Annotated in this window: 18 protein-coding genes; 8 read left to right on the top strand and 10 right to left on the bottom strand. The window is 43.7% G+C overall.

Features of this window, described 5'->3' with window-relative positions:
- The first annotated feature begins 41 nt into the window (after positions 1-41).
- Positions 42-1055 (top strand): porphobilinogen synthase, encoded by a 1014-nt coding sequence (gene hemB / locus C3F22_RS10790; RefSeq protein WP_034171477.1) that lies wholly within the window; start codon positions 42-44, stop codon positions 1053-1055.
- A gap of 20 nt (positions 1056-1075) precedes the next feature.
- Complete coding sequence (gene thiO / locus C3F22_RS10795) at positions 1076-2197, top strand: glycine oxidase ThiO (RefSeq protein ID WP_104426546.1); 1122 nt, start codon at positions 1076-1078, stop codon at positions 2195-2197.
- Here thiO and C3F22_RS10800 read toward each other — a convergent pair.
- Positions 2186-3091: a TIGR01777 family oxidoreductase gene (locus C3F22_RS10800; RefSeq protein ID WP_005234327.1), complete on the bottom strand. Its 906-nt coding sequence runs from the start codon at positions 3089-3091 to the stop codon at positions 2186-2188. The genes thiO and C3F22_RS10800 overlap by 12 nt on opposite strands.
- Positions 3092-3211: 120 nt before the next feature.
- On the bottom strand, positions 3212-3658 hold the full coding sequence (locus C3F22_RS10805; protein ID WP_005234325.1) for an ABZJ_00895 family protein: 447 nt from the start codon (positions 3656-3658) through the stop codon (positions 3212-3214).
- Between the two features lie 627 nt (positions 3659-4285).
- On the opposite strand from C3F22_RS10805, the gene C3F22_RS10810 reads away from it, so the two are divergent.
- Genes C3F22_RS10810 through C3F22_RS10820 form a run of 3 tightly spaced genes read left to right on the top strand, consistent with a single transcriptional unit; the run spans position 4286 to position 10269 of the window.
- Positions 4286-5539 (top strand): exonuclease SbcCD subunit D, encoded by a 1254-nt coding sequence (locus tag C3F22_RS10810; protein ID WP_005234322.1) that lies wholly within the window; start codon positions 4286-4288, stop codon positions 5537-5539.
- Between the two features lie 8 nt (positions 5540-5547).
- Complete coding sequence (locus C3F22_RS10815) at positions 5548-9159, top strand: AAA family ATPase (RefSeq protein WP_104426547.1); 3612 nt, start codon at positions 5548-5550, stop codon at positions 9157-9159.
- A gap of 3 nt (positions 9160-9162) precedes the next feature.
- Complete coding sequence (locus tag C3F22_RS10820) at positions 9163-10269, top strand: acyltransferase family protein (RefSeq protein ID WP_005234320.1); 1107 nt, start codon at positions 9163-9165, stop codon at positions 10267-10269.
- Between the two features lie 31 nt (positions 10270-10300).
- Here C3F22_RS10820 and C3F22_RS10825 read toward each other — a convergent pair whose 3' ends face one another.
- Positions 10301-10990: a YggS family pyridoxal phosphate-dependent enzyme gene (locus C3F22_RS10825; protein ID WP_005234319.1), complete on the bottom strand. Its 690-nt coding sequence runs from the start codon at positions 10988-10990 to the stop codon at positions 10301-10303.
- 123 nt (positions 10991-11113) lie between these two features.
- Between C3F22_RS10825 and C3F22_RS10830 the strand changes: the two genes are divergently transcribed.
- Together C3F22_RS10830 and C3F22_RS10835 are read left to right on the top strand one after the other, a co-directional pair.
- Positions 11114-12151 (top strand): type IV pilus twitching motility protein PilT, encoded by a 1038-nt coding sequence (locus C3F22_RS10830; protein WP_004783232.1) that lies wholly within the window; start codon positions 11114-11116, stop codon positions 12149-12151.
- A 27-nt stretch (positions 12152-12178) separates the two neighbouring features.
- Positions 12179-13300, top strand: a complete 1122-nt coding sequence (locus C3F22_RS10835) for a PilT/PilU family type 4a pilus ATPase (protein ID WP_005234318.1) — start codon at positions 12179-12181, stop codon at positions 13298-13300.
- A gap of 67 nt (positions 13301-13367) precedes the next feature.
- On the opposite strand, the gene fur is transcribed toward C3F22_RS10835, so the two are convergent.
- Entirely contained in the window at positions 13368-13805 is a 438-nt protein-coding gene (gene fur / locus C3F22_RS10840; RefSeq protein ID WP_005234317.1) for a ferric iron uptake transcriptional regulator, read from the bottom strand.
- Between the two features lie 112 nt (positions 13806-13917).
- Here fur and C3F22_RS10845 point away from each other — a divergent pair, with 112 nt between their 5' ends.
- Positions 13918-14316, top strand: coding sequence for an outer membrane protein assembly factor BamE (locus C3F22_RS10845; RefSeq protein ID WP_004783238.1), 399 nt, complete (start codon positions 13918-13920; stop codon positions 14314-14316).
- Positions 14317-14419: 103 nt separating this feature from the next.
- Here C3F22_RS10845 and C3F22_RS10850 read toward each other — a convergent pair whose 3' ends face one another.
- From C3F22_RS10850 to C3F22_RS10875, 6 genes are all read right to left on the bottom strand, one after another.
- Positions 14420-14749 carry an RnfH family protein gene (locus tag C3F22_RS10850; RefSeq protein WP_104426548.1) on the bottom strand — a complete coding sequence of 110 codons (330 nt, stop codon included), beginning with the start codon at positions 14747-14749 and terminating at the stop codon, positions 14420-14422.
- A complete protein-coding gene (locus C3F22_RS10855) occupies positions 14749-15828 on the bottom strand; it encodes a hypothetical protein (RefSeq protein ID WP_104426549.1) in 1080 nt (359 codons plus the stop codon). Before C3F22_RS10855 ends, C3F22_RS10850 begins: the two co-directional genes overlap by 1 nt.
- Before the next feature lie 178 nt (positions 15829-16006).
- Positions 16007-16462, bottom strand: a complete 456-nt coding sequence (locus tag C3F22_RS10860; protein ID WP_004783243.1) for a bacteriohemerythrin — start codon at positions 16460-16462, stop codon at positions 16007-16009.
- Between the two features lie 295 nt (positions 16463-16757).
- Positions 16758-17606, bottom strand: a complete 849-nt coding sequence (locus C3F22_RS10865; RefSeq protein ID WP_104426550.1) for a class II glutamine amidotransferase — start codon at positions 17604-17606, stop codon at positions 16758-16760.
- Between the two features lie 268 nt (positions 17607-17874).
- The gene (gene argB, locus C3F22_RS10870) at positions 17875-18783 is read right to left on the bottom strand and encodes an acetylglutamate kinase (RefSeq protein ID WP_004783250.1); all 909 of its coding nucleotides are present in this window, start codon (positions 18781-18783) and stop codon (positions 17875-17877) included.
- A 10-nt stretch (positions 18784-18793) separates the two neighbouring features.
- Positions 18794-20212, bottom strand: coding sequence for a phosphomannomutase/phosphoglucomutase (locus C3F22_RS10875; RefSeq protein ID WP_104426551.1), 1419 nt, complete (start codon positions 20210-20212; stop codon positions 18794-18796).
- Between the last annotated feature and the right edge of the window lie 56 nt (positions 20213-20268).

Genomic DNA, 20268 nt, shown 5'->3' on the forward strand with positions numbered 1-20268 from the left:
TACAATAGGGGCCTAGTTTAATACTGATTACTGAGATTTTTATGACCTATACGTTCAATCGTCCCGCGTTTCCTGCAACTCGCATGCGTCGTATTCGTAAAAATGAGCATTTACGTTCTATGGTACGTGAAACCCATCTCAGTGCTGATCACTTGATTTATCCAGTATTTGTGCTTCCGGGACAAAACCAGACCCAAGACATTCCAAGTATGCCAAATGTGCAGCGCCTGTCTGCTGACTTGTTGTTAAAAAAATCAGAACGTTTGCTCGAACTAGGTGTCAATAAGCTGGCGCTGTTCCCGGTTACACCCCAAGAAGATAAAAGCCTGACTGCAGAAGCCGCTTGGCATGAAGATGGTCTGGTACAGAAGACTGTTCGTCTGCTGAAAAAAGAATTACCGGAAATGGTACTGATTACCGACGGCGCGCTAGACCCTTATACCACGCATGGCCAGGACGGCATCATTGATGAAACCGGCTATGTCCTGAATGATGAAACGGTTGAAGCACTCATCAAGCAAACTTTAAGTCATGCCGAAGCCGGTGCTGATATTGTAGCGCCAAGTGACATGATGGATGGCCGCATCGGTGCAATTCGTCAGGCCTTTGAACAGAATGGCCATATCTATACCTCTATTATGGCTTATTCAGCCAAATATGCGTCTAGCTTCTACGGTCCATTCCGTGATGCTGTCGGTTCGGCTAGCAACCTAAAAGGCGGCAATAAATACAATTACCAAATGGATTTCGGTAACCGTGCCGAAGCATTGCATGAAATTGCACTGGATATCCAAGAAGGTGCAGATATGGTGATTGTTAAACCGGGAATGCCGTATCTGGATGTGGTTCGTGAAGTCAAAGATACCTTCGGTATACCCACCTTTATTTATCAGGTTAGTGGTGAATATGCCATGCTGGCTGCTGCAATTCAGAATGGCTGGTTATCTGATAGTGTAATTCTAGAGTCCCTGATGTGCTGCCGTCGTGCCGGCGCAGATGGTATCTGGACTTACTTCGCGGAAGAAGCGGCACTCAAACTGAAAGACATGAAATAAAATAGAAGGACCTTGGCGCAATGCATATCGCCATTATCGGAGCAGGCATCACCGGCTTGATGTCAGCTCTGGAATTGCTTGAACAGGGATGTTCTATTACGATTTTTGATCAGCAAGCGGCTGGACAGGCAGCCTCTTGGGCCGGAGGCGGTATCCTCTCCCCAATGTATCCCTGGCGTTATCCCGATGCCGTTAATGCCCTCGCCCGCCATGCCAAACCCTTGTATCAAGCCTGGAACCAGAAACTGCAACCGATTACCAGGATTGATTTCCAGATCCATGAAACCGGTATGCTGATTTTTGATGAAACGGATTTTGAAATCGGACTGCGCTATGCCGAGCAATATCAGGATCCACAGCAACATGCCGAATATCTGAATCAGCCTCAAATCCAGCAAATCAATTCCAAAGTAGATTCGAAATTTAAACAGGCGATCTATTTTCCAGAACTTTCCAATATCCGCAATCCGCGACTGTTACAGTCCATTATTGCTTACCTTAAACAGCATCCGCGTGTCACTTGGCAAGAGCATTGCAATATTACTCAGCTAAATATCCAGCAAGATCATGTACACAGTGTTTCCACTAAAAATGGCCTGAGCTTTAAAGCAGATCAGTTCGTCATTGCCACCGGTGCATGGTCTGCACGCTGGTCTGAACAGCTCGGTCTGGACATTCCAGTTCATCCGGTTCAAGGCCAGATGTTGCTCTTTAAAACGCCAGAAAACTGGCTGCCAACCATGTGCATGAACAAGGTCATGTACCTGATTCCACGTCGTGATGGGCATGTGCTGTGTGGTTCCAGCATGCGTCAGGTCGGTTTTGATACCTCGTCTTCTGCTGAAATTCGTCAGGATATTTTAGCTGCTTGCTTGGAAATGGTGCCGGAACTGGCAGCTTTTCCGATTGTGAAACAGTGGGCTGGTCTGCGCCCAAGCTCACCAGATGGCATTCCCTATATTGGCAAGATTCCGCACCTAGACAATCTCTGGACCAATTTTGGCCAGTTCCGTAATGGTTTATGTATGGGCGCTGCTTCTGGAAAACTGCTGTCTCAGTTAATCCTGGAGCAACCGACCATCGTAGATCCACAGCCTTATAGTCCAGTACAGCGCTTACGGCCGCACTCTTTAACGGTTTAAAATTTCAATCAAGGCTTCTTTCAGTGTCGGATAGCTAAATTCAAATCCAGCTTCCTGCAAAGCTTTGGGCTGAACATATTGACCATTCAGAATCAGTTGTGATTGTTCTCCCAGCATCATTTTCATACTACATGCTGGTAACGGTAATAAAGGTTTTCGTTTCAGCACCTGTGCTGCGATCCGGGCAAACTGCGCCTGACTGACTTTTTCAGGTGCCACCACATTAAATACCTGTTGCTGGGTCGACTGCTGCATCAGGAATTCGATCGCCCGCATGACATCCTGTAAATGTACCCAGGTCACCGGCTGACGCCCGTGGCCAATTCGGCCAAACATATTCAGCTTAATTGGCAATAACATCTGCGGAAGAATCCCGCCACCTTGGCCAAACACTACAGCAAAGCGAACAATTTTGGTGTCCTGCCCTGTATAAGACAAGGCCAGTTTTTCCCATTTCTCACACAGTTCTGACATAAAAATGGATTGTGGCGGACTTTGTTCAGTACACACCGTATCCCAGCGTTCTTGCGGATCGATTCCGTAGTAGCCGATCGCTGAAGTCGAAATAATACGTTTGGGTTTGATCTGATTTTTTTCTAGATAGTCATATAACTGCTTGGTGGTATTTAACCGACTGTCCAGCAATTTCTTTTTGCGTGCGGCTGTCCAGCGACCCTGCCCGATACTTTCACCAGCCAGATTAATCACATAGTCAATCTGATGATTTTTCAATTCTTCCAGATCATTAATCCAGTGAAAATCAGGATGCTCTTCTCGCAATTTTTTCTGCCGGGTCAGGCCGATTACCGCATAATCACGAGCCAGTAAAAATTTCACCAGATGGCTGCCAATAAAACCGCTGGCGCCTGTCATGAGGACTACAGGTTTATACATGGTTATTCTGAGCCATTATTATTGTATTGCTCAAATTATACGTCACTTCTAATTTTCTATCAGCCTGATTTAGCATTTTGAATTTAATCTCAACAATTTTGATATAAAGAGCAGGAAATCCTAGCCAAACATTTTTGCTGCCATACGCTGTGCCTGTTTGCCATAAAACCAGTAGGTCAGCAGATAAAGCGGAATCGCGATGAGCAGGAACATGATCACGACAATACTCATAAATTGGGGCTGTTGCAGATATAGTAAAAAGTCCTGCCAGGCATTCGGATTGGAACGCGTCGCAATAGCAATCCCTAGAATTAAAAATACCAGATTATAGCCCCAGTAAATCAGACTGAATCCTAAGGTGAATTTTTTACGTTCTGCTTGGGTTGGCGCCCGTTGTTCCTTTTTTAAAAAATTAAACAGTACCCAGATCATCGCCACCAGATAAGGCACAATGGTTAATACTGCACCCATGCCAGTCGGCATTAACGCCGCCACAACCCCGCAAATGCAGGTAAAAATAAAACATAGGAAGAAAAACCAGAGAAAATAGCGAGTTAGAGGCACCATTAGCAGGACTCAAGGACAATTAATCAACTAGTATAAAAAAAATTAATTTTTTTTTCATTTTATTGTCAACCTAAAGCGAGATGCTGACGTTATATAGGGTACAAGGTTCGGAAATTTGGACTGGCATCCACAAATTTTCGTTCTCTTTGCTAAAGCAATAAGTCCAGTGTTTTAGAAAATTTTGAATAGCAGCCAAAATTTTCACTATACACAAATCTTTGACCGACGATTTCATCATCACTCGAATCGTCGGTTTTTATTTTTTGGACGAACTGTTTTTAACAATTCGCCTGCCAATCTTTATTAGCTTCTTATGCAGCATAAAATAATGATTGCCTGTAGTTTTTCAAATCTGTTTTTAGCAATTTTTATAAAAATATTGGTTCTGCTATTCAGATGTTATGAAATTGCCTGAAGTAAGATTTAAAATAAAAACGCTGTATTCAACACTTTATATATAAACATCATATTTTATTGATTTCACAAGTATTATTCTTATATTCAAAACTACGCTGAAAATAGTTTTAATGACGGGCAGCAATGAAATAGATCAAAATATTTTTTTCAAGTAGATTTTTAGCTGGGCTTTTTTCTATAGTAGGAAGGCAAAAATAAAGGTGGGTATACATGGCAGTTCATTTTCTACATACTTCTGATTGGCATTTGGGACAGTTTTTCCATAACCATGACCGTGAATTTGAACATGCGCAATTCCTGAATTGGCTCCTTGAACAAATCAAGGAAAAACAGCCACATGCTCTACTGATTGCCGGTGATATTTTTGATGTCATCAATCCCGCTTCCAGTGCCCAAAGACAGCTTTATCAATTCCTTGCCGATGCCCATGAACTGGCACCGCATATGCAAACCCTGATGATTGCCGGCAACCATGATTCAGGTTACCGGATTGAGCAGGTTCAGCCTTTATTGACCAAATTCAATGCCAAAGCGGTGGGTATTGTCGGCCGGACTGCGGACAATGCTCTTGATCTGGATCGTTTGCTGGTTCCAATTTATGACCAGCAGCAAGAGATTATTGCCTGGTGCCTAACCCTGCCTTATTTACGTAGCGCCGAAATTACCGGTATTAATGAACATACCCATAATAGCCAGAATGCCATCAGCTATCTGCACCAACAGTTGATTGCCGAAGCCAAAGCACGTAAGCAGCCACATCAGGCACTGATTCTTATGTCACATGCACATATGCAAGGCGGTGAAACTTCCGATTCCGAACGTCCAATTATCGTCGGCAATGAAGAGGCTCTCTCAACGGCGCTATTTGATGAAGTCATTGACTATGTCGCTCTGGGACATCTGCATAAACCGCAGAAAGTCGGTCAGCCGCATATTCGCTATAGTGGCTCCCCGATTCCCCTATCCTTTAGTGAGATCAACTATTCGCATCAGGTTGTTGAAGTCAGAATCGATCCTGAACAAAATGCTGAACAGCGTTTTCAGTTTGAAGCACTAAAAGTTCCTCGTAATGTCGAGCTATTTAGAATTCGGGAAAATCTGGAAAATCTGCTCAGCAAAGTAAAAGCACTGCCGACTGGGGAAATTGAGCATCTGGCAGCACGACATTTTCTGGAAATTGAATACACTACTGATGCACCGCCATCAGTAGATTTACGTCAGCAGATTGAACAGGCACTGCCGCCAAATCGTTATCGTCTGTTACGCATCAGCCGGATTTATCAACGTCAGGCAGAAGATCAGGCTGATAGCTCTAAAATTGACTTGGTACCTCCAACGCCTGAATCACTGTTTTTCAATATCTGGGAAAAAATGGGCTATAGCCAGGATCATTCAGTGCAGCAAGATTTTCAGCAGTTACTGGTCGAAGCCCAACATGAACTTGCACAAAAACAACAAGCTTAGGATCAGCCATGAAAATTATCCGTCTGAGCCTAAATAACCTCGCTTCTCTCGCTGGTACGCATCATATTGATTTTGAATCGAATCCACTGGCACATGCTGGCCTGATTGCAATTACCGGAAAAACCGGTGCTGGTAAATCCACCCTGCTTGATGCCATGTGCCTGGCCTTGTATAACGAAATTCCACGTTTAAAAGGCGCCACAGGTAGCCTGAAAGATGCAGGTGGCCAGGATGTCTCGATCAAGGACTCCAAAAATATTCTGCGCCGTGGCTGCGTACAGGGTTTTGCCGAGCTTGAATTTATTGCCCTAGACCAGAAACGCTATACGGCACGCTGGGAAATTCGTCGTGCCCGGCAGAAAGTGGATGGTAATTTAAAGGTCGATCGTGCTATTACCTGTCTGGATGATCAACGGGTTCTAAACCAGAAGATTTCTGAATGCACGCCGCTGATTGAAAAACTGGTTGGCTTGAGTTTTGAGCAATTTACTCGTGCAGTTTTATTGGCGCAGTCCGAAGTTGGCGCTTTTCTGAAAGCCAAAGATAATGAACGTGCCGATCTGTTGGAGTATCTGACCAATTCTCAGATTTTCAGTCTGGTCAGCCAGAAGGCCTTTGAAAAACACAGTGAGGTGAAGCAAAAACGCGCTGATCTGGAAAAATTAATCGGTCATCTGGAACTATTATCTGAAGAAGATATTGCTGCCCTACAGCAGCAACACACGACTTTAAAACAGGTGGTTGAGCATCTAAACCAGAGCGAAAAAGTACTGGAAAATGACCTGAAATGGCATCGCCAGCAGCATTATCTCTATACTGAAATTCAGGCCAAAAAAGAAATCTATACGGTTCAGCTGGATGCTGAACAGAAAATGACACCGCAAAAACAGTTATTAGATCAACTGGATCAGTTTCAGCAGATCCGGGAACAGTTTGTCCAGCAACAGCAGTTTCAGAAACAGCGTAGCCATTTACTGACTGAGCAGCAAAACTTTGTTGCCGAATTCACGTCCGTTCAGCAGCAGCGTGATAGTGAGCAGCGCAAATTGCAGCATATTCAGCAACAGCAACAACAGCAGCAACAAGAGTTTCAGAAGATCAAACCTTATCTGGATCAGGGACTCAAACTGGATCATGAAATGCTATCGATTGGCGAGCAGTATAAGCAGCTTTTAGCCGAACAGCAGACCTATAGAACCCAGCAGATTCAGCCTGTTCAGAATCAGCTGGTGCAGACTGAGCAACGTTCACAACAGGTTCAGACTCAGTACCATCAGATTCAAAAGCAACTGGAACAACAGAGCTTCTTAGCGGTTTTTGATGACGAGCCACAAGCAACCTTACAACGCTTGCAGGATTATCAGGAACTGCATCAGAAATTCATGCGGCAGCACTCAGCACTTTTCCAATCCAGCCGCACTGAACTGGAACAGCAGCAACAGGCTTTATCTGCCAGCTTGCAGGAATTCACTCAGCGCTATACTCATCTGGATCAGCTTGAACAGCAAATCCAACAGTTCCAGACCCAACAACAGCAACTCAGTACCCAGCATTCGAAGCTTGAAGCTTTGATGCGAACCGTACAGCAAATGGCTCTCTTAGAAACTGAAAGCCTGCAATTGAATCGCGAGTTAGAAAGCTATCATGATCGTTTAAAACAACTAGAAACCGAGTGGGTTCAATTGCAGCAACAACGTCAGGAAGCAGAACAGGCCTTCGAACAATTGCAACAAGTACTGGCTCAGCAACGTTTATTACAGGCACAAAGTGTGCAGGAATTACGTGCACAGCTGAAACCAAATGAGCCTTGTATGGTCTGTGGCAGTCATGAGCATCCTTTTGTACAGCATCAGAAACTGCTAGAAAATGCTTTGCAACAACTACATGATCAGCAGCTTCAGGAAGCTCAGAAAAAACTACAGCAACTGACTCAGACATGGCAGCAAGCACAAATCCAGCAATCTCAACTGCAAACCTTAATTGAGCAACATCAGCAACGCAGCAGTCAGCTTAGTACGACACTACAACAGCAGAAGGTTCAGTTGAATCAGGATCTTCAGCAATTTGATTTGCTGTTGGATTTAAGCCAGAGTACAGATCATTTGCAGCAACAGCTTGGCCAGCATGTGCTTCAACTTCAACAAGAGCAACAGCAGCTAGCACAGACCCTGCAAAATCAGCAAAGTGACTGGAAAAAATGGCGTCAGCAACAGCAACAGTTAGATCAGTTACGTTTTAGCATGCAGCAGCATTTACAGCTAGAACAAATGATTCAGCCAGTTCTTCATCTACTGCCTGAGTCCTTGCAGAAATCCTGGATTACTGATGCCTCATCAAGCTGTCAGCAGTTATCTCAACAACTGCAACAACGTCAGAAACAGTCTCAGGAATTCAAAACCCTAGAGACTCACATCCAAAGCTTAAATCAGCAGATTGAAAAGGCACGTGATCTGCTCAGCCTGCATCAACAATATGATGCTCAGTTACAGCAAAAGATGAATACGGCGCTGAATATGGGCAAAGCACTACGTGAACAGCTCAACCATCTGACCCTCACACATGCCGGACAGATTTATCCTAAAGCACATGAATGGCGTGACCATCTGGAGCAACAACAACAGGCGTTGGATGAACAGCTACGGGCACAGAGTCTGATGACCCAGCAGCATGATCAGCATTTGCAACAAGCTGAACTGAAAAAACAGAGTTTCATCACCCAGATTCAGCAACTAGAACAGCAGATTAGGCAATGCCAGCAATCTATTCAAGACTGGCAAAATACACATCCTGAATTTGATGCCGAGCATATCCAGCATTGCTTGGATATTGACTTGCAACAGCATCAGCAAATTCGCCAGCAATTACAGGCACAATATCAGGCGGTTGAAAATGCCAAAACGGCTTGGGACATTCTGGAAGAACAATATCAGCATCATTTGAAGTCCAAGCCTGAACTTAGCTTTGAAGAAGTTGAACTGCGCTTAAGTAGTCTGGCACAGGAAAAAGCTGAACAGGAAAATGCCTGTAATGAGGTTGCTACCAAATTAAGAATACATACCAATAACCAATCGACCTTACAACGCTACCAGCATCAGATTGAACAGGTCAAAGCTGAAGAATATCGTTGGGGCCGGATCTATGACCTGATCGGCCATAAGGAAGGCACCAAATTCCAGAAAATCGCGCAGGAACATCATCTAGATATTCTGGTCGAATATGCCAATCAGCAATTACAGCCCCTGGCGCCGCGTTATCAGCTGTACCGGATTCCAGACAGTTTAAGTCTGGCGATTATCGATCTGGATATGAACAGTGAAGTACGTCCTGTCCTGTCACTCTCTGGCGGTGAAACTTTCCTGGTCTCTCTGGCTCTGGCCTTAGCGATTGCCAATATGGCTTCCGGCTCTATGAAGCTGGAATCGCTATTTATTGATGAAGGTTTTGGTACTTTAGACCCGGCTTCCTTACATATGGTCATGAATGCTTTAGATCATTTACAAAGTCAGGGGCGTAAAGTAGTGCTGATTTCACATGTGCAGGAGATGCATGAACGGATTCCGGTCCAGATTCAGGTGAAACCGGTCGGTGCCGGTGCCAGTACTATTCAAATTATAGGTTAAAGCATGAACTCTACCTCGGACAAGCTCTCGCCCTATTTCAGCTTACAACTTGAGAGCTTACGGGGTATCAGTGCCATTGTGGTGCTATTCAGTCATAGTTTTCAGGCTTTTACCGCACCTTTTGATCTGAGCCTATATTCCTGGGTACGTCTATTAGGCCAGGCTGCTGTGATGATCTTTTTTGTGCTCAGTGGCTTTTTAATCGGGACTTCGATTCAGAACAACATCCAAAAACATGAAAATTTTAATCTGCGGCAGTATATACGGCAGCGTTATCGCCGCATTTTACCGCCCTTTCTGTTTGCATCCGCTTTCAGTCTAATTCTATATGCAATAGCACCTACATTTTTTGCTTCACATAGCCATGAGTTCCAGAACAGTTTTGGCATGATGATCCGGACTGCCTATAACATTGATACTCGGGATTTTCTGGGTTCTTTATTCTTTCTCAATGGCTTTATTACACCGACGGTATCTGCCAATGCACCGCTCTGGAGCCTAAGCTTTGAAGTCTGGTTTTATGTGCTGGCCGGATTTCTGCCTTTTTTAAAAGATTCTGCAATTGCTAAAATTGGCTTTTTTATCTTGCTTCTAGGGCTTTCCATACTGAACTTTCAGTTTCTGTTTTATTTTCTGCTCTGGCTAGTTGCCTTTGCCAGTTCATTCCGGCAGATTCAGCTGCGTTTTTTGAATCGACTACAACTCGTTAAATTAGTACTGTTTGGCTTGGCGTTTATGATTGCCTGTGCGGATGCTTACCAGTTTCATGTCATTGAACAGGCTGACTTATATCGTGTAAATTATTTTGTGCCGTTTAACCTGTGTATGGGACTCGCCTTTGTCTGCTGGATTGTGCAGCTGCAACATCAACAAAGCCAATATCAACCAGTTTGGCCTCAGTCTGCAAATTTCTCCTATACACTTTATGTCACTCATTTCCCTTTACTGCTTTTTATTCTAGGCTGCTTTCCTGCAACGCTTGATCATGGTCTTGAGGGTGCCGTTTTATCCTTATTTATGAGCATGTGCAGCTTAATTTTCTTTGCCTGGCTTATGGCCCAATGGCTGGAACCCCAAAGAAAAAAAGCGTTATCAACTACTCTGCAATAACGCTTTCCCAAAACTCAATTGTTAGTACACATCAGTCCGCTTTTTTAGGACGTGCGCCAAACAAGGCAGTTCCCACACGTACCATGGTAGAACCTGCTGCAATCGCCTCAGTCATGTCGGCAGACATCCCCATACTTAAAGTATCCCAGTCTTCAGGTTTTGCATGTTGGCTTTTGACCTCTTCGAACAAGGCTTTGGCATCCGCAAAGGCTTGGGTATTATCTGGCGCAGGAATCACCATCAAACCACGTAAGCGCAAATTCGGTAATTGACTGACCTGTGTCACCAGTTTTGCTACTTCCTCAGGCTGACAACCGTCCTTAGTATCCTGCCCATCAATATTGACTTGCAGGCAGATATTAAGCGCAGCTTGAGAATCACTACGCTGATTAGATAAACGTTCAGCAATAATCAGGCGATCTACCCCATGCACCCAGGCAAAATTTTCTGCCAGATGTTTGGTTTTGTTGCGCTGCACATGACCGATAAAATGCCACTCAATATCCAGGTCTTTGAGTGCCGTGATTTTTTCTAGGGCTTCCTGTAAATAGTTTTCACCAAAGGCACGCTGACCAGCCTGATACATTTCTGCCAGCACAGGACTAGGCTGGGTTTTGGAGACGGCCAGAAGTTGCACCGAATCCGGCTCACGCCCGGCCAGAGCGCAGGCGGACTGGATCTGAGCTAAAACCTGATTTCGTGACTGTTGCAGCATATTCATTGATGGGGTTCTCATTTCGTGCGGATTTTTTTCCCTTGCTCATCAACTAAGTGTTGGTTAAGCTGTGGGAAAGCCTTATTATTCTAGCAAAATAAATAACATTTTAATGAACTCGGGGACCTTATGGATATTACAGAACTGTTAGCCTTTTCTGCTAAAAATGGTGCGTCGGATTTACACTTATCAGCAGGCTTGCCACCTATGATTCGTGTGGACGGGGAAGTACGCCGCATCAACCTGCCTGCACTGGAACATAAAGAAGTACACAAACTGGTGTACGACATCATGAACGACAAGCAACGCCGTGATTATGAAGAAAATCTGGAAACTGACTTCTCATTTGAAGTTCCAGGCGTGGCCCGTTTCCGTGTGAACGCATTTAACCAGAACCGCGGTGCAGGCGCAGTATTCCGTACTATTCCATCTAAAGTACTGACCATTGAAGATCTAGGTATGGGCCAGATCTTTAAAGATATCTGTGAATATCCACGTGGTATTGTACTGGTGACAGGACCAACCGGTTCGGGTAAATCAACGACGCTTGCAGCGATGCTGGACTATATCAATGACAATCGCTATGACCATATCCTGACAGTCGAAGATCCAATCGAATTTGTACACCAATCAAAAAAATGTCTGATCAACCAGCGTGAAGTGCATCGTGACACGCATGGATTTAATGAAGCATTACGTTCTGCATTACGTGAAGACCCGGATATTATTCTGGTCGGTGAGATGCGTGACCTTGAAACCATCCGTCTGGCATTGACTGCTGCGGAAACCGGTCACTTGGTCTTCGGTACCCTGCATACCACCTCAGCGGCAAAAACCATTGACCGTGTGATTGACGTGTTCCCTGCTGAAGAAAAAGACATGGTCCGTGCCATGTTGTCTGAATCGCTGCAAGCCGTTATTTCACAAACCCTGTTGAAGAAAAATGGAGGTGGTCGTGTGGCTGCACATGAAATCATGATCGGTATTCCAGCCATCCGTAACCTGATCCGTGAAAACAAAGTGGCACAGATGTACTCTGCGATTCAAACCGGTGCTAACTATGGCATGACCACGCTGGATCAAAGTCTGAAAACGCTGGTATCGAAAGGTATTATCAGTCCGCAAGTTGCCCGTACTGCAGCAAAACAGCCTGAATCATTCTTATAAAAATAATTAATTTTTTGGGGTTTTATCATGGACTTTAACGGCTTACTCAACTATATGGTAGAGAAAAAGGCCTCGGATCTGTTCATTACAGCCGATGTTGAACCCTCTATCAAGATTAACGGTCAGATTGTACCGATTGGCTCGGTAAAATTGCCGGGCGCGGCTGTGGGGCAGCTACTTAACTCAATCATGACCGAGAAGCAGCGCAAGGAATTTGCTGACACACGTGAGTGTAACTTCGCCATCAGCAACCCCGACAAATCGGCACGTTTCCGTGTTAGTGCTTTTCAGCAACGTGATCAGCCAGGCATGGTGCTGCGCCGTATTGAAACCGTCATTCCGACTATGGATGAGCTGAAGTTACCGCCTATTCTAAAAGAACTGGCGATGACCAAACGCGGAATCATTATTTTTGTAGGTGCAACCGGTACGGGTAAATCTACTTCCCTCGCCTCTTTGATTGGCTACCGTAATGAAAATTCCAAAGGTCATATCATTACCATTGAAGACCCGATCGAATTTGTGCACCAGCATAAGGGCTGTATCATCACCCAGCGCGAAGTCGGCATTGATACTGACTCCTTTGAAGTGGCATTGAAAAATACCTTACGTCAGGCACCAGATGTGATTCTGATTGGTGAGATTCGTTCTCGCGAAACCATGGACTATGCGATTGCCTTTGCGGAAACCGGTCACCTGGTTTTTGCGACCCTGCACGCCAACAACGCTAACCAGGCCATCGACCGTATCATTCACTTCTTCGAAGTCGACCGTCACAGCCAGCTGTTTATGGATCTGTCCCTCAACATGAAAGCCATTGTGGCACAGCAATTGATTCCTACCATTGATGGTAATGGCCGCCGTGCAGCGATTGAAATCCTGATCAATTCGCCATTGATTGCGGATCTGATCCGTAAAGGTGATGTGCATGAGATCAAGGATCTGATGAAACGTTCACGTGAACTGGGCATGCAAACCTTCGACCAGGCATTATATGACCTGTATAAGGCCAAGCAGATTAGCTATAAAGATGCACTAAAACATGCTGACTCACCAAACGACCTGCGTCTGCAAATCAAACTGTCAGAAGAAGGTGGAGAGCATTTATTACGTGCGCATTCCAATATTACTTTTGATGGTCAAACCTGATCATTTTCCAAGCATAAAAAAAACAGGCTTTTAATAAAGCCTGTTTTTATTTCAGCCAAAAACTGAATTATTTCTTACGGTAAGCTTCCTGACATTCAGGCGCGTCACAATAACCGTAAAGATTAAGTGAATGACCAGTCAATGCAAAACCAAATTTCTTCGCAACTTCGTGCTGTTCATGTTCAATAACATCATTTGTAAATTCAACGACTTTGTTGCAATTTTGACAAACCAAGTGATCGTGATGATCTTCTTGCATAATTTCAAAAACTGAGTGATTATTTTCAAAATTATGACGCTCGATAATCCCTGCTGCCTCAAATTGTGTTAACACACGATACACAGTTGCAAGACCCACATCTTCCCCTTGTTCGAGTAAAGTCTTATAAATGTCTTCAGCGCTAAGGTGATGCTGTCTAGAGTTTTCTAATAGTTCTAATATTTTAATTCGTGGAAGGGTAACTTTCAGTCCAGCTTTTCGTAAATCTTGGTTTGAAATAGGCATGTAAAAAGGTCTCTCAACAAAATCAAAGTTGGAATAGGCAACAAAGTTTAGATGCAGTATGATCTATCCTTGGATCAAATGCATCATAATTAATTTGGGATAGTGTAGCAAAATGCAAAAAATCATGCTGACGTTATTCGTCACTTCATTGCTTGTCGGCTGTTCGACATTAGGTGTGTACAAAGTTGATATTCCTCAAGGAACACCTTTAACTCAAGCACAAGCCTCTAAAATTCAGGTAGGAATGAGCCACCAACAGGTGCGTTTCCTGCTCGGTAGTCCAACAGTATCTGATCCGCTCAATCCGCTACGCTGGGACTACATCTACAACTATACCCCAGGAACCTATGCTAAAAAAGCCAAGATCCCAGCAGCCCAAGGCCAGCATCTAAAAATTTACTTTAATCAGTCTGGTATCGTAGAACGTATTGAAGGTCTGGAAACCATTCCAGAATCTCAGCCAGGTCTACCAGGTTCCAAAGAAGCGATCTTAAATGCCCCACCACTATAATCGGTTTTGCATAAAAAACCCCCTGTATGATCAGGGGTTTTTTTAATTAAATAGATTGATTTATCAAATAATCAGACCATCTGTTCAATAAAGCCACATTCCACTAATCGGAACGTTTATTTTGCTTGAAACGGTTACCTTTGGCATAACGGCCCACCGGATTCTTTTCAGCGCGTTTACGGCGAATATCCTTGGGATTAATGGTTAAAGCACGATAAATCTCTACCCGATCCCCTACTGCCAATGGCTGGGTGTGATCCTGTAGCTTAACGCCAAAAATACCCAGACTCAGAGGTTCAGGCAATTCCACCTGTGCACGGATTCCGCTTTGCTCAATTGCATCCAATGCGGTCATGCCGGGCTGGAAAGGTACGGCAATATGAAACTGTTGTTCCGGGGTAGCATAGGCCACCCAGATCATTGCCTCAGTCATCAAAAAAATTGTCCTAGTACAGCAACAATGGCCAGAATAATTGAAACTGGCAAGACGATACGTACTGCGATACGCCAGATGTTATACACCGCTTCTGAGCTGAAGTTCATCGATTTACGCAAATGACTAATCTTCATGATCCAGCCAGCAAACAAGGCATAAATCAGACAGATCACCAGTCCCCAAAGAATCAGCAGATTATTGAAAATTGGAGCAACATTTGGAATTAACCAGACCAAGGTAGCAGCGATCACAATCGCCCACTGAATGATGATATTCATTTGACGTTGCTGTAACTGCTCACGTGCCATTTGCGTAAGCAAAGCAGCGGCCGCGACAATGGCTACGATTAAAGCAAATGCAGGGATTTCAGCTTTCACTGCAAAGAAACCAAAGGCGATGATCGCTAATAGCTGCGCCACCCAAATCGGTACGGCTGTTTTAGTAGCAACATCCTGCTGTTTTACGACAGCCAAGCTTGATTGCCAATACAGCCCCATACCCAGACCACTTGCTACCAAAGCCAATACAGTGGCATTGCCCCACTCTACAAATTGGATGGGTGTTACCTGCCAAGCCGGTAATTCAGTTCCCACTACATTCGCCATAATCAAAGATGCAAGTACGCCGATCGCAGTGATCCCAACCAGAATTAAACGTGGTATCAGCGACAATACAAATGCAGCAATTGCCAGCACCGCAAAAATCACTGGCTGCTGAACATCGAGATTGGCAACTGCAATCACATTAGAAGCATAATTGAGCATTGCACCCGCAAGGAATGGAATAAATACAACTGCCAGCCAGCCGACGATCCGCCAGAGCTGAGAACTATCAGCTTCACGAGTAAGGCTCGACAATGCCTGTAGTGCAGTGGTTTTTGAGCGTTTCGCCAGAGCAATTTCCAGATAACAGACTGGAAGAGCCAGTATTAGCATGGTCGCTAACCACAACATCCAGAAATCAAGCTGACGGTCAATCTGAATACCTGTTATCGGTGCGAGTGTCGCAATGATAAGGAAGGATAAACAGAAAGCCATCAGAGGCGATAACCATTTTGACATAGCATTGTCCTGCATGATGTATTCCTATAAAAATCTAGCGCTATTTTGCCTTGTGAGGCGATGAAAATCAAAAACAAAAAAGCAAATCACCATGCCCGTGATTTGCTGCGCAAATTTATTATTAAGCTTTATTTTTGTTATTAAGCTTTATTTTTTATTTCCCCGATTTGTCTTTATTTTAAGAAGAATCGAGTTATGAGAAGAAACGGGCAAACCAGTTTTTACCCTTTTTCTTTTCCTTATCTTTAATAATTCCCATCATATTTTCTTTTACTGCACCGACATAATCCGCATCATCGTGCTGAATATGATTGATCAGCCATTTAGATAATACTTCATGTAATTCCGCTTCAATAGATTGGCCTAATTCAAAACGGTCACGATAAGATTCAATCTTTTTAATAAATAGGTCATGCACACGTTTATGTGGCACACGATATTTATAACCCGCTTCTTCCTGAAGTGATTCTTCAAAGGTAAAATGTGACTGGGTATAATCAATAATATTTTCTAGAATCTGTTTAATACGAGCACGATCGGTATTGGCATCAATTCCATCAATCTCATTGATATAATCGAGAATTCGTTTGTGCTGATCGTCAATCACATCGATGCCAGTATTATAATCTGGAACCCATTTCATTTTCATTACGACCACCTATTGATATTAATGATTTATCGCTTGAAAAAGATCATATATCTAATTAATTTAAATAAAAATGAAGTAAATCGGTTGGTTTTCAGCTTATTTTCTATTTAATTAATGTAAATCCTTGTTTATCCAATCAATTATATTTTAAACCCGACCACAAGAATAAAGTATTTTTTGATCGATTTTATATTTCATGGTTTATTTATTTTAATGATTTCACTATAAAATAAATATCAAATTCAAAAAAAACAGGAGCGATGTCCTGTTTTTTAATATCGGATTTTAACCAGACTTAATATAAATCTGCTTTAGTCACCCGTTTTAGCGAAGGATCCAGACGCTCTCTTTCCAGACGGGCGACATGTGTCAATTGAGAACGATATTTGGCTCCATCTCTGAACAAAATCATTTCACCTTCTTGAAATGCTGTCCATTCTTCATTCTGCGTTAGCGGTTCCGTAGTAATCACAGCGACCCGATCTTCAGGCGTGGTGACCTGACTAAAATCCACTTCAACTTCGATATCAATGAGTTGGGCGGGCTTAAATGGATATTCACGCACCAGCCAATGCAGTTTAGTCGTTGCATAGGTAAATAATGCCTGACCATTGGACAGACAGAAATTAAAAGTGCCATGCTCTGCAATGGACGGAGAAATATCAGCCAGCAAATCAAAGACCTGATCCAGCTTCGGTTCATCATAACCAAACCGTTTCACCAGTTGATCCAGCAAATAACAGAAAGCGCGCTCACTGTCAGTATTCCCAACTGGCGTAAAACGGCCCGAAAGCTCAGGCAAAAAATCTTTTAAATCACCATTATGGGCAAAGATCCATTGTCGTCCCCATAATTCACGGCTAAACGGATGCGAATTTTCCAGATTAATTTTGCCCTGTGTCGCCTTACGGATATGCGCAATCACATTACGGGATTTGATCGGATAATTGCGCACCAGTTCTGCAATCGGTGATTCAACAGCTGACTGATTATCAACAAATAATCGGCAAGCCTTATCTTCAAAGAAAGCAATTCCAAAACCATCAGAATGATCTGAGGTAATCCCCGCCCGCTGAGAAAAACCTCGAAATGAAAAGGTAATATCTGTTGGTGTCGCACAATTCATTCCCAGTAGCTGGCACATAATCTTCATTCAGGTCACAGAGTATTCTTAAGGTTATTGTGCATCACAGGCTGAACCTTTTCAAATCTCGATCATTGCAATGCTATGCGCTAAAAATGCTAATAAACTATTTTTTTATATTTAATTTAGCAAAAGGAGTTTAAGCTTCAAAGCTCAGCTTAAAAATGAATACCTTAAATTTAACTTTAATATTTCTAGTGATCAAAATCTTAAAATAAAAGAAATAAAAAAGAGCCTCAAGTGAGACTCTTTGATATTCAATTTATCTTTATGGACGATGTGGATTGGAACGATTGGTAATTAAAGTTCCCACACCATGATCAGTAAAGATTTCTAACAGGCTGGCATGTGGTACGCGACCATCCACGATATGCGCACTGATCACGCCGCCTTTTACTGCATCAAGCGCACAGCCGACTTTAGGAATCATACCACCATAGATCACACCTGTTTCGATCAGACGATCAACTTCTTGGGTCGTTAAACCGGTCAACAGATTTTTATTTTCGTCCAGCACACCGGTAATATTCGTCAGAAGAATCAGTTTTTCTGCCCCTAATGCTTCTGCCACTTTACCCGCGACCAGATCGGCATTGATGTTATAAGTATTGCCTTCTTCATCGACACCGAGTGGCGCAATCACTGGAATGAAATCACTGTTGGTAAACATTTCCAGTACGTCAGTTTTTACACCCATCACTTCACCGACCATACCCAGGTCTACTTTCTGGATTGAACCGTCTTCAGCCGTCTTTTCCATTAATAGCTTTTTGGCACGCAGCAAGTTGCCATCTTTACCGGTTAGACCAATTGCACGACCACCATGTTTGTTGATTAGGTTCACGATTGATTTGTTTACGCTGCCGCCTAGAACCATCTCAACCACTTCCATGGTTGCCGGATCTGTCACACGCATACCGTCAATGCGGTCAGATTCACGGCCTAGCTGTTTCAGCATAGAATCTACTTGTGGGCCACCGCCGTGTACCACAATCGGGTTTAAACCCACTGTTTTTAATAAAACGATATCACGTGCAAAAGAGCTTTCCAGCTCAGGATCCGTCATCGCGTTGCCACCGTATTTTACCACTAGGGTTTTACCCGCAAAGCGTTGGATATACGGCAAAGCTTCAGTCAAAATTTGTGCTTTGTCGATGCCTGTATGCTGATTTGGCATTCGCCTCTCCTTATTGAGCATCTAAAATGTCTTGAGCGATCTGTGGATAACGGTCACGCAATATGGATACAAACAGATGTCGAATTTCATTCAGGCCTTGTGCATCATTGGCATCAAAGCGCACCGTGAAATATTCACCCGTATTGGATGCTCGAATGATGCCAAAACCATCATCAAAATCAAGACGTATCCCGTCAATTTTACTGATTCGTGCATTTAATTGCGTAGATTGCTGCTCAACAAAGTTTAAAAGCTCAACAGGCTGCACCTGATGAGTAGAAATATATAAGTCTTCAGTTCCTTGACGTTTTGGATAAGCACGTAAGGCTTCACTTAAGGTCATACCTTTCTGATCCAGATATTCCATGACCCGAAGCGCCGCATAGAGGCCATCATCATAGCCCCAGCCACGTCCGTCATTAAAAACATAATGCCCCGCATATTCACCACCAAAAATAGCCTGATGCTGGGACTGCGCCAGATATTTACGCAGGAATGAGCTGCCAGTACGAATCATCACCGGTTTTCCGCCCAGGCGTTGAACTGTATCGCGAATCAGGGTTGAACATTTAACGTCATAAACAAACTGACATGCTTCTGTGCCAGTCATACAAATTTCTGCGAATAAACAGAGAAGCTGATCAGCACTAATAATGACACCCTGCTCATCCACCAGTACCAACCGGTCCCCATCACCATCTAGGGCAATACCCAAATCAGCCTGCTGTTGCAGGACGACCTGACGTAAGGTTTGCAAATGTGCTTCCTGAGAGGGATCAGGCGCATGATCAGGAAAATGCCCATTGGCTTCACAACGTAAGGCGGTAACTTCACAACCTAGTTTTTGGAGTACCAAATTGGCACAGCGTCCTGCTGAACCGTTCAGGCCATCCAACACCACTTTAAATGGGTGCTTCAGCTGAATATCTTCAAGCATTTCCTGCTGATATTGCAGACAAAATTCGGGAATAATTTGGTGAGGCAAATCATTCAAACACGATAAAGAACTATTTACATGAAGTTTTGCTTTTTGTGCGACCTGCTGAATCATCTCGGGACAAGGCGGCTCCCCTGCAATAATCCATTTAATTCCATTATCTTCTTTAGGATTATGGCTGGCCGTTACCATCACACCATTGCCATTAAACTGACGCGCTATGTAGTACAGCATCGGACTGGAACAACAGCCGATAATAGCGGCTTCAATAGCATAGTCCTGAAAAATACGGCGAATGGTTTCAGCAAAAGCCGGGCTGCTGATGCGGGCATCATAGCCAATCGCAACCCGAGTCTGCCCCGCAGCTTGATATTGCTGAGCCAGACCATGCGCAATAGCATCAATCACACCTGTACTGAGTAAACTGACTTTACCCCGGATATCGTAGGCACGAAAAATGTGAGCCGGAAAGGGTTGATTCATAGATCCCATAAACTGTTCTTTTCACTATTGAATATAAGGAGATAAAATAATGATTAAGCAATCAT

Origin of the sequence: Acinetobacter sp. ACNIH1 (genome assembly GCF_002934695.1) — a bacterium.
Taxonomy (GTDB): Bacteria; Pseudomonadota; Gammaproteobacteria; order Pseudomonadales; family Moraxellaceae; genus Acinetobacter; species Acinetobacter variabilis.

What these genes read in the sequence shown, in the direction of transcription:
- hemB (WP_034171477.1), top strand. Translation starts at nt 42, where the DNA reads ATGACCTATACGTTCAATCGTCCCGCGTTTCCTGCAACTCGCATGCGT.
- fur (WP_005234317.1), bottom strand. Translation starts at nt 13,805, where the DNA reads ATGCCTATTTCAAACCAAGATTTACGAAAAGCTGGACTGAAAGTTACC.
- C3F22_RS10850 (WP_104426548.1), bottom strand. Translation starts at nt 14,749, where the DNA reads ATGACTGAGGCAATGATCTGGGTGGCCTATGCTACCCCGGAACAACAG.
- C3F22_RS10860 (WP_004783243.1), bottom strand. Translation starts at nt 16,462, where the DNA reads ATGAAAATGAAATGGGTTCCAGATTATAATACTGGCATCGATGTGATT.
- C3F22_RS10845 (WP_004783238.1), top strand. Translation starts at nt 13,918, where the DNA reads ATGCAAAAAATCATGCTGACGTTATTCGTCACTTCATTGCTTGTCGGC.
- thiO (WP_104426546.1), top strand. Translation starts at nt 1,076, where the DNA reads ATGCATATCGCCATTATCGGAGCAGGCATCACCGGCTTGATGTCAGCT.
- C3F22_RS10835 (WP_005234318.1), top strand. Translation starts at nt 12,179, where the DNA reads ATGGACTTTAACGGCTTACTCAACTATATGGTAGAGAAAAAGGCCTCG.
- C3F22_RS10810 (WP_005234322.1), top strand. Translation starts at nt 4,286, where the DNA reads ATGGCAGTTCATTTTCTACATACTTCTGATTGGCATTTGGGACAGTTT.
- C3F22_RS10830 (WP_004783232.1), top strand. Translation starts at nt 11,114, where the DNA reads ATGGATATTACAGAACTGTTAGCCTTTTCTGCTAAAAATGGTGCGTCG.
- argB (WP_004783250.1), bottom strand. Translation starts at nt 18,783, where the DNA reads ATGCCAAATCAGCATACAGGCATCGACAAAGCACAAATTTTGACTGAA.
- C3F22_RS10825 (WP_005234319.1), bottom strand. Translation starts at nt 10,990, where the DNA reads ATGAATATGCTGCAACAGTCACGAAATCAGGTTTTAGCTCAGATCCAG.
- C3F22_RS10875 (WP_104426551.1), bottom strand. Translation starts at nt 20,212, where the DNA reads ATGGGATCTATGAATCAACCCTTTCCGGCTCACATTTTTCGTGCCTAC.
- C3F22_RS10815 (WP_104426547.1), top strand. Translation starts at nt 5,548, where the DNA reads ATGAAAATTATCCGTCTGAGCCTAAATAACCTCGCTTCTCTCGCTGGT.
- C3F22_RS10805 (WP_005234325.1), bottom strand. Translation starts at nt 3,658, where the DNA reads ATGGTGCCTCTAACTCGCTATTTTCTCTGGTTTTTCTTCCTATGTTTT.
- C3F22_RS10800 (WP_005234327.1), bottom strand. Translation starts at nt 3,091, where the DNA reads ATGTATAAACCTGTAGTCCTCATGACAGGCGCCAGCGGTTTTATTGGC.
- C3F22_RS10865 (WP_104426550.1), bottom strand. Translation starts at nt 17,606, where the DNA reads ATGTGCCAGCTACTGGGAATGAATTGTGCGACACCAACAGATATTACC.
- C3F22_RS10855 (WP_104426549.1), bottom strand. Translation starts at nt 15,828, where the DNA reads ATGCAGGACAATGCTATGTCAAAATGGTTATCGCCTCTGATGGCTTTC.
- C3F22_RS10820 (WP_005234320.1), top strand. Translation starts at nt 9,163, where the DNA reads ATGAACTCTACCTCGGACAAGCTCTCGCCCTATTTCAGCTTACAACTT.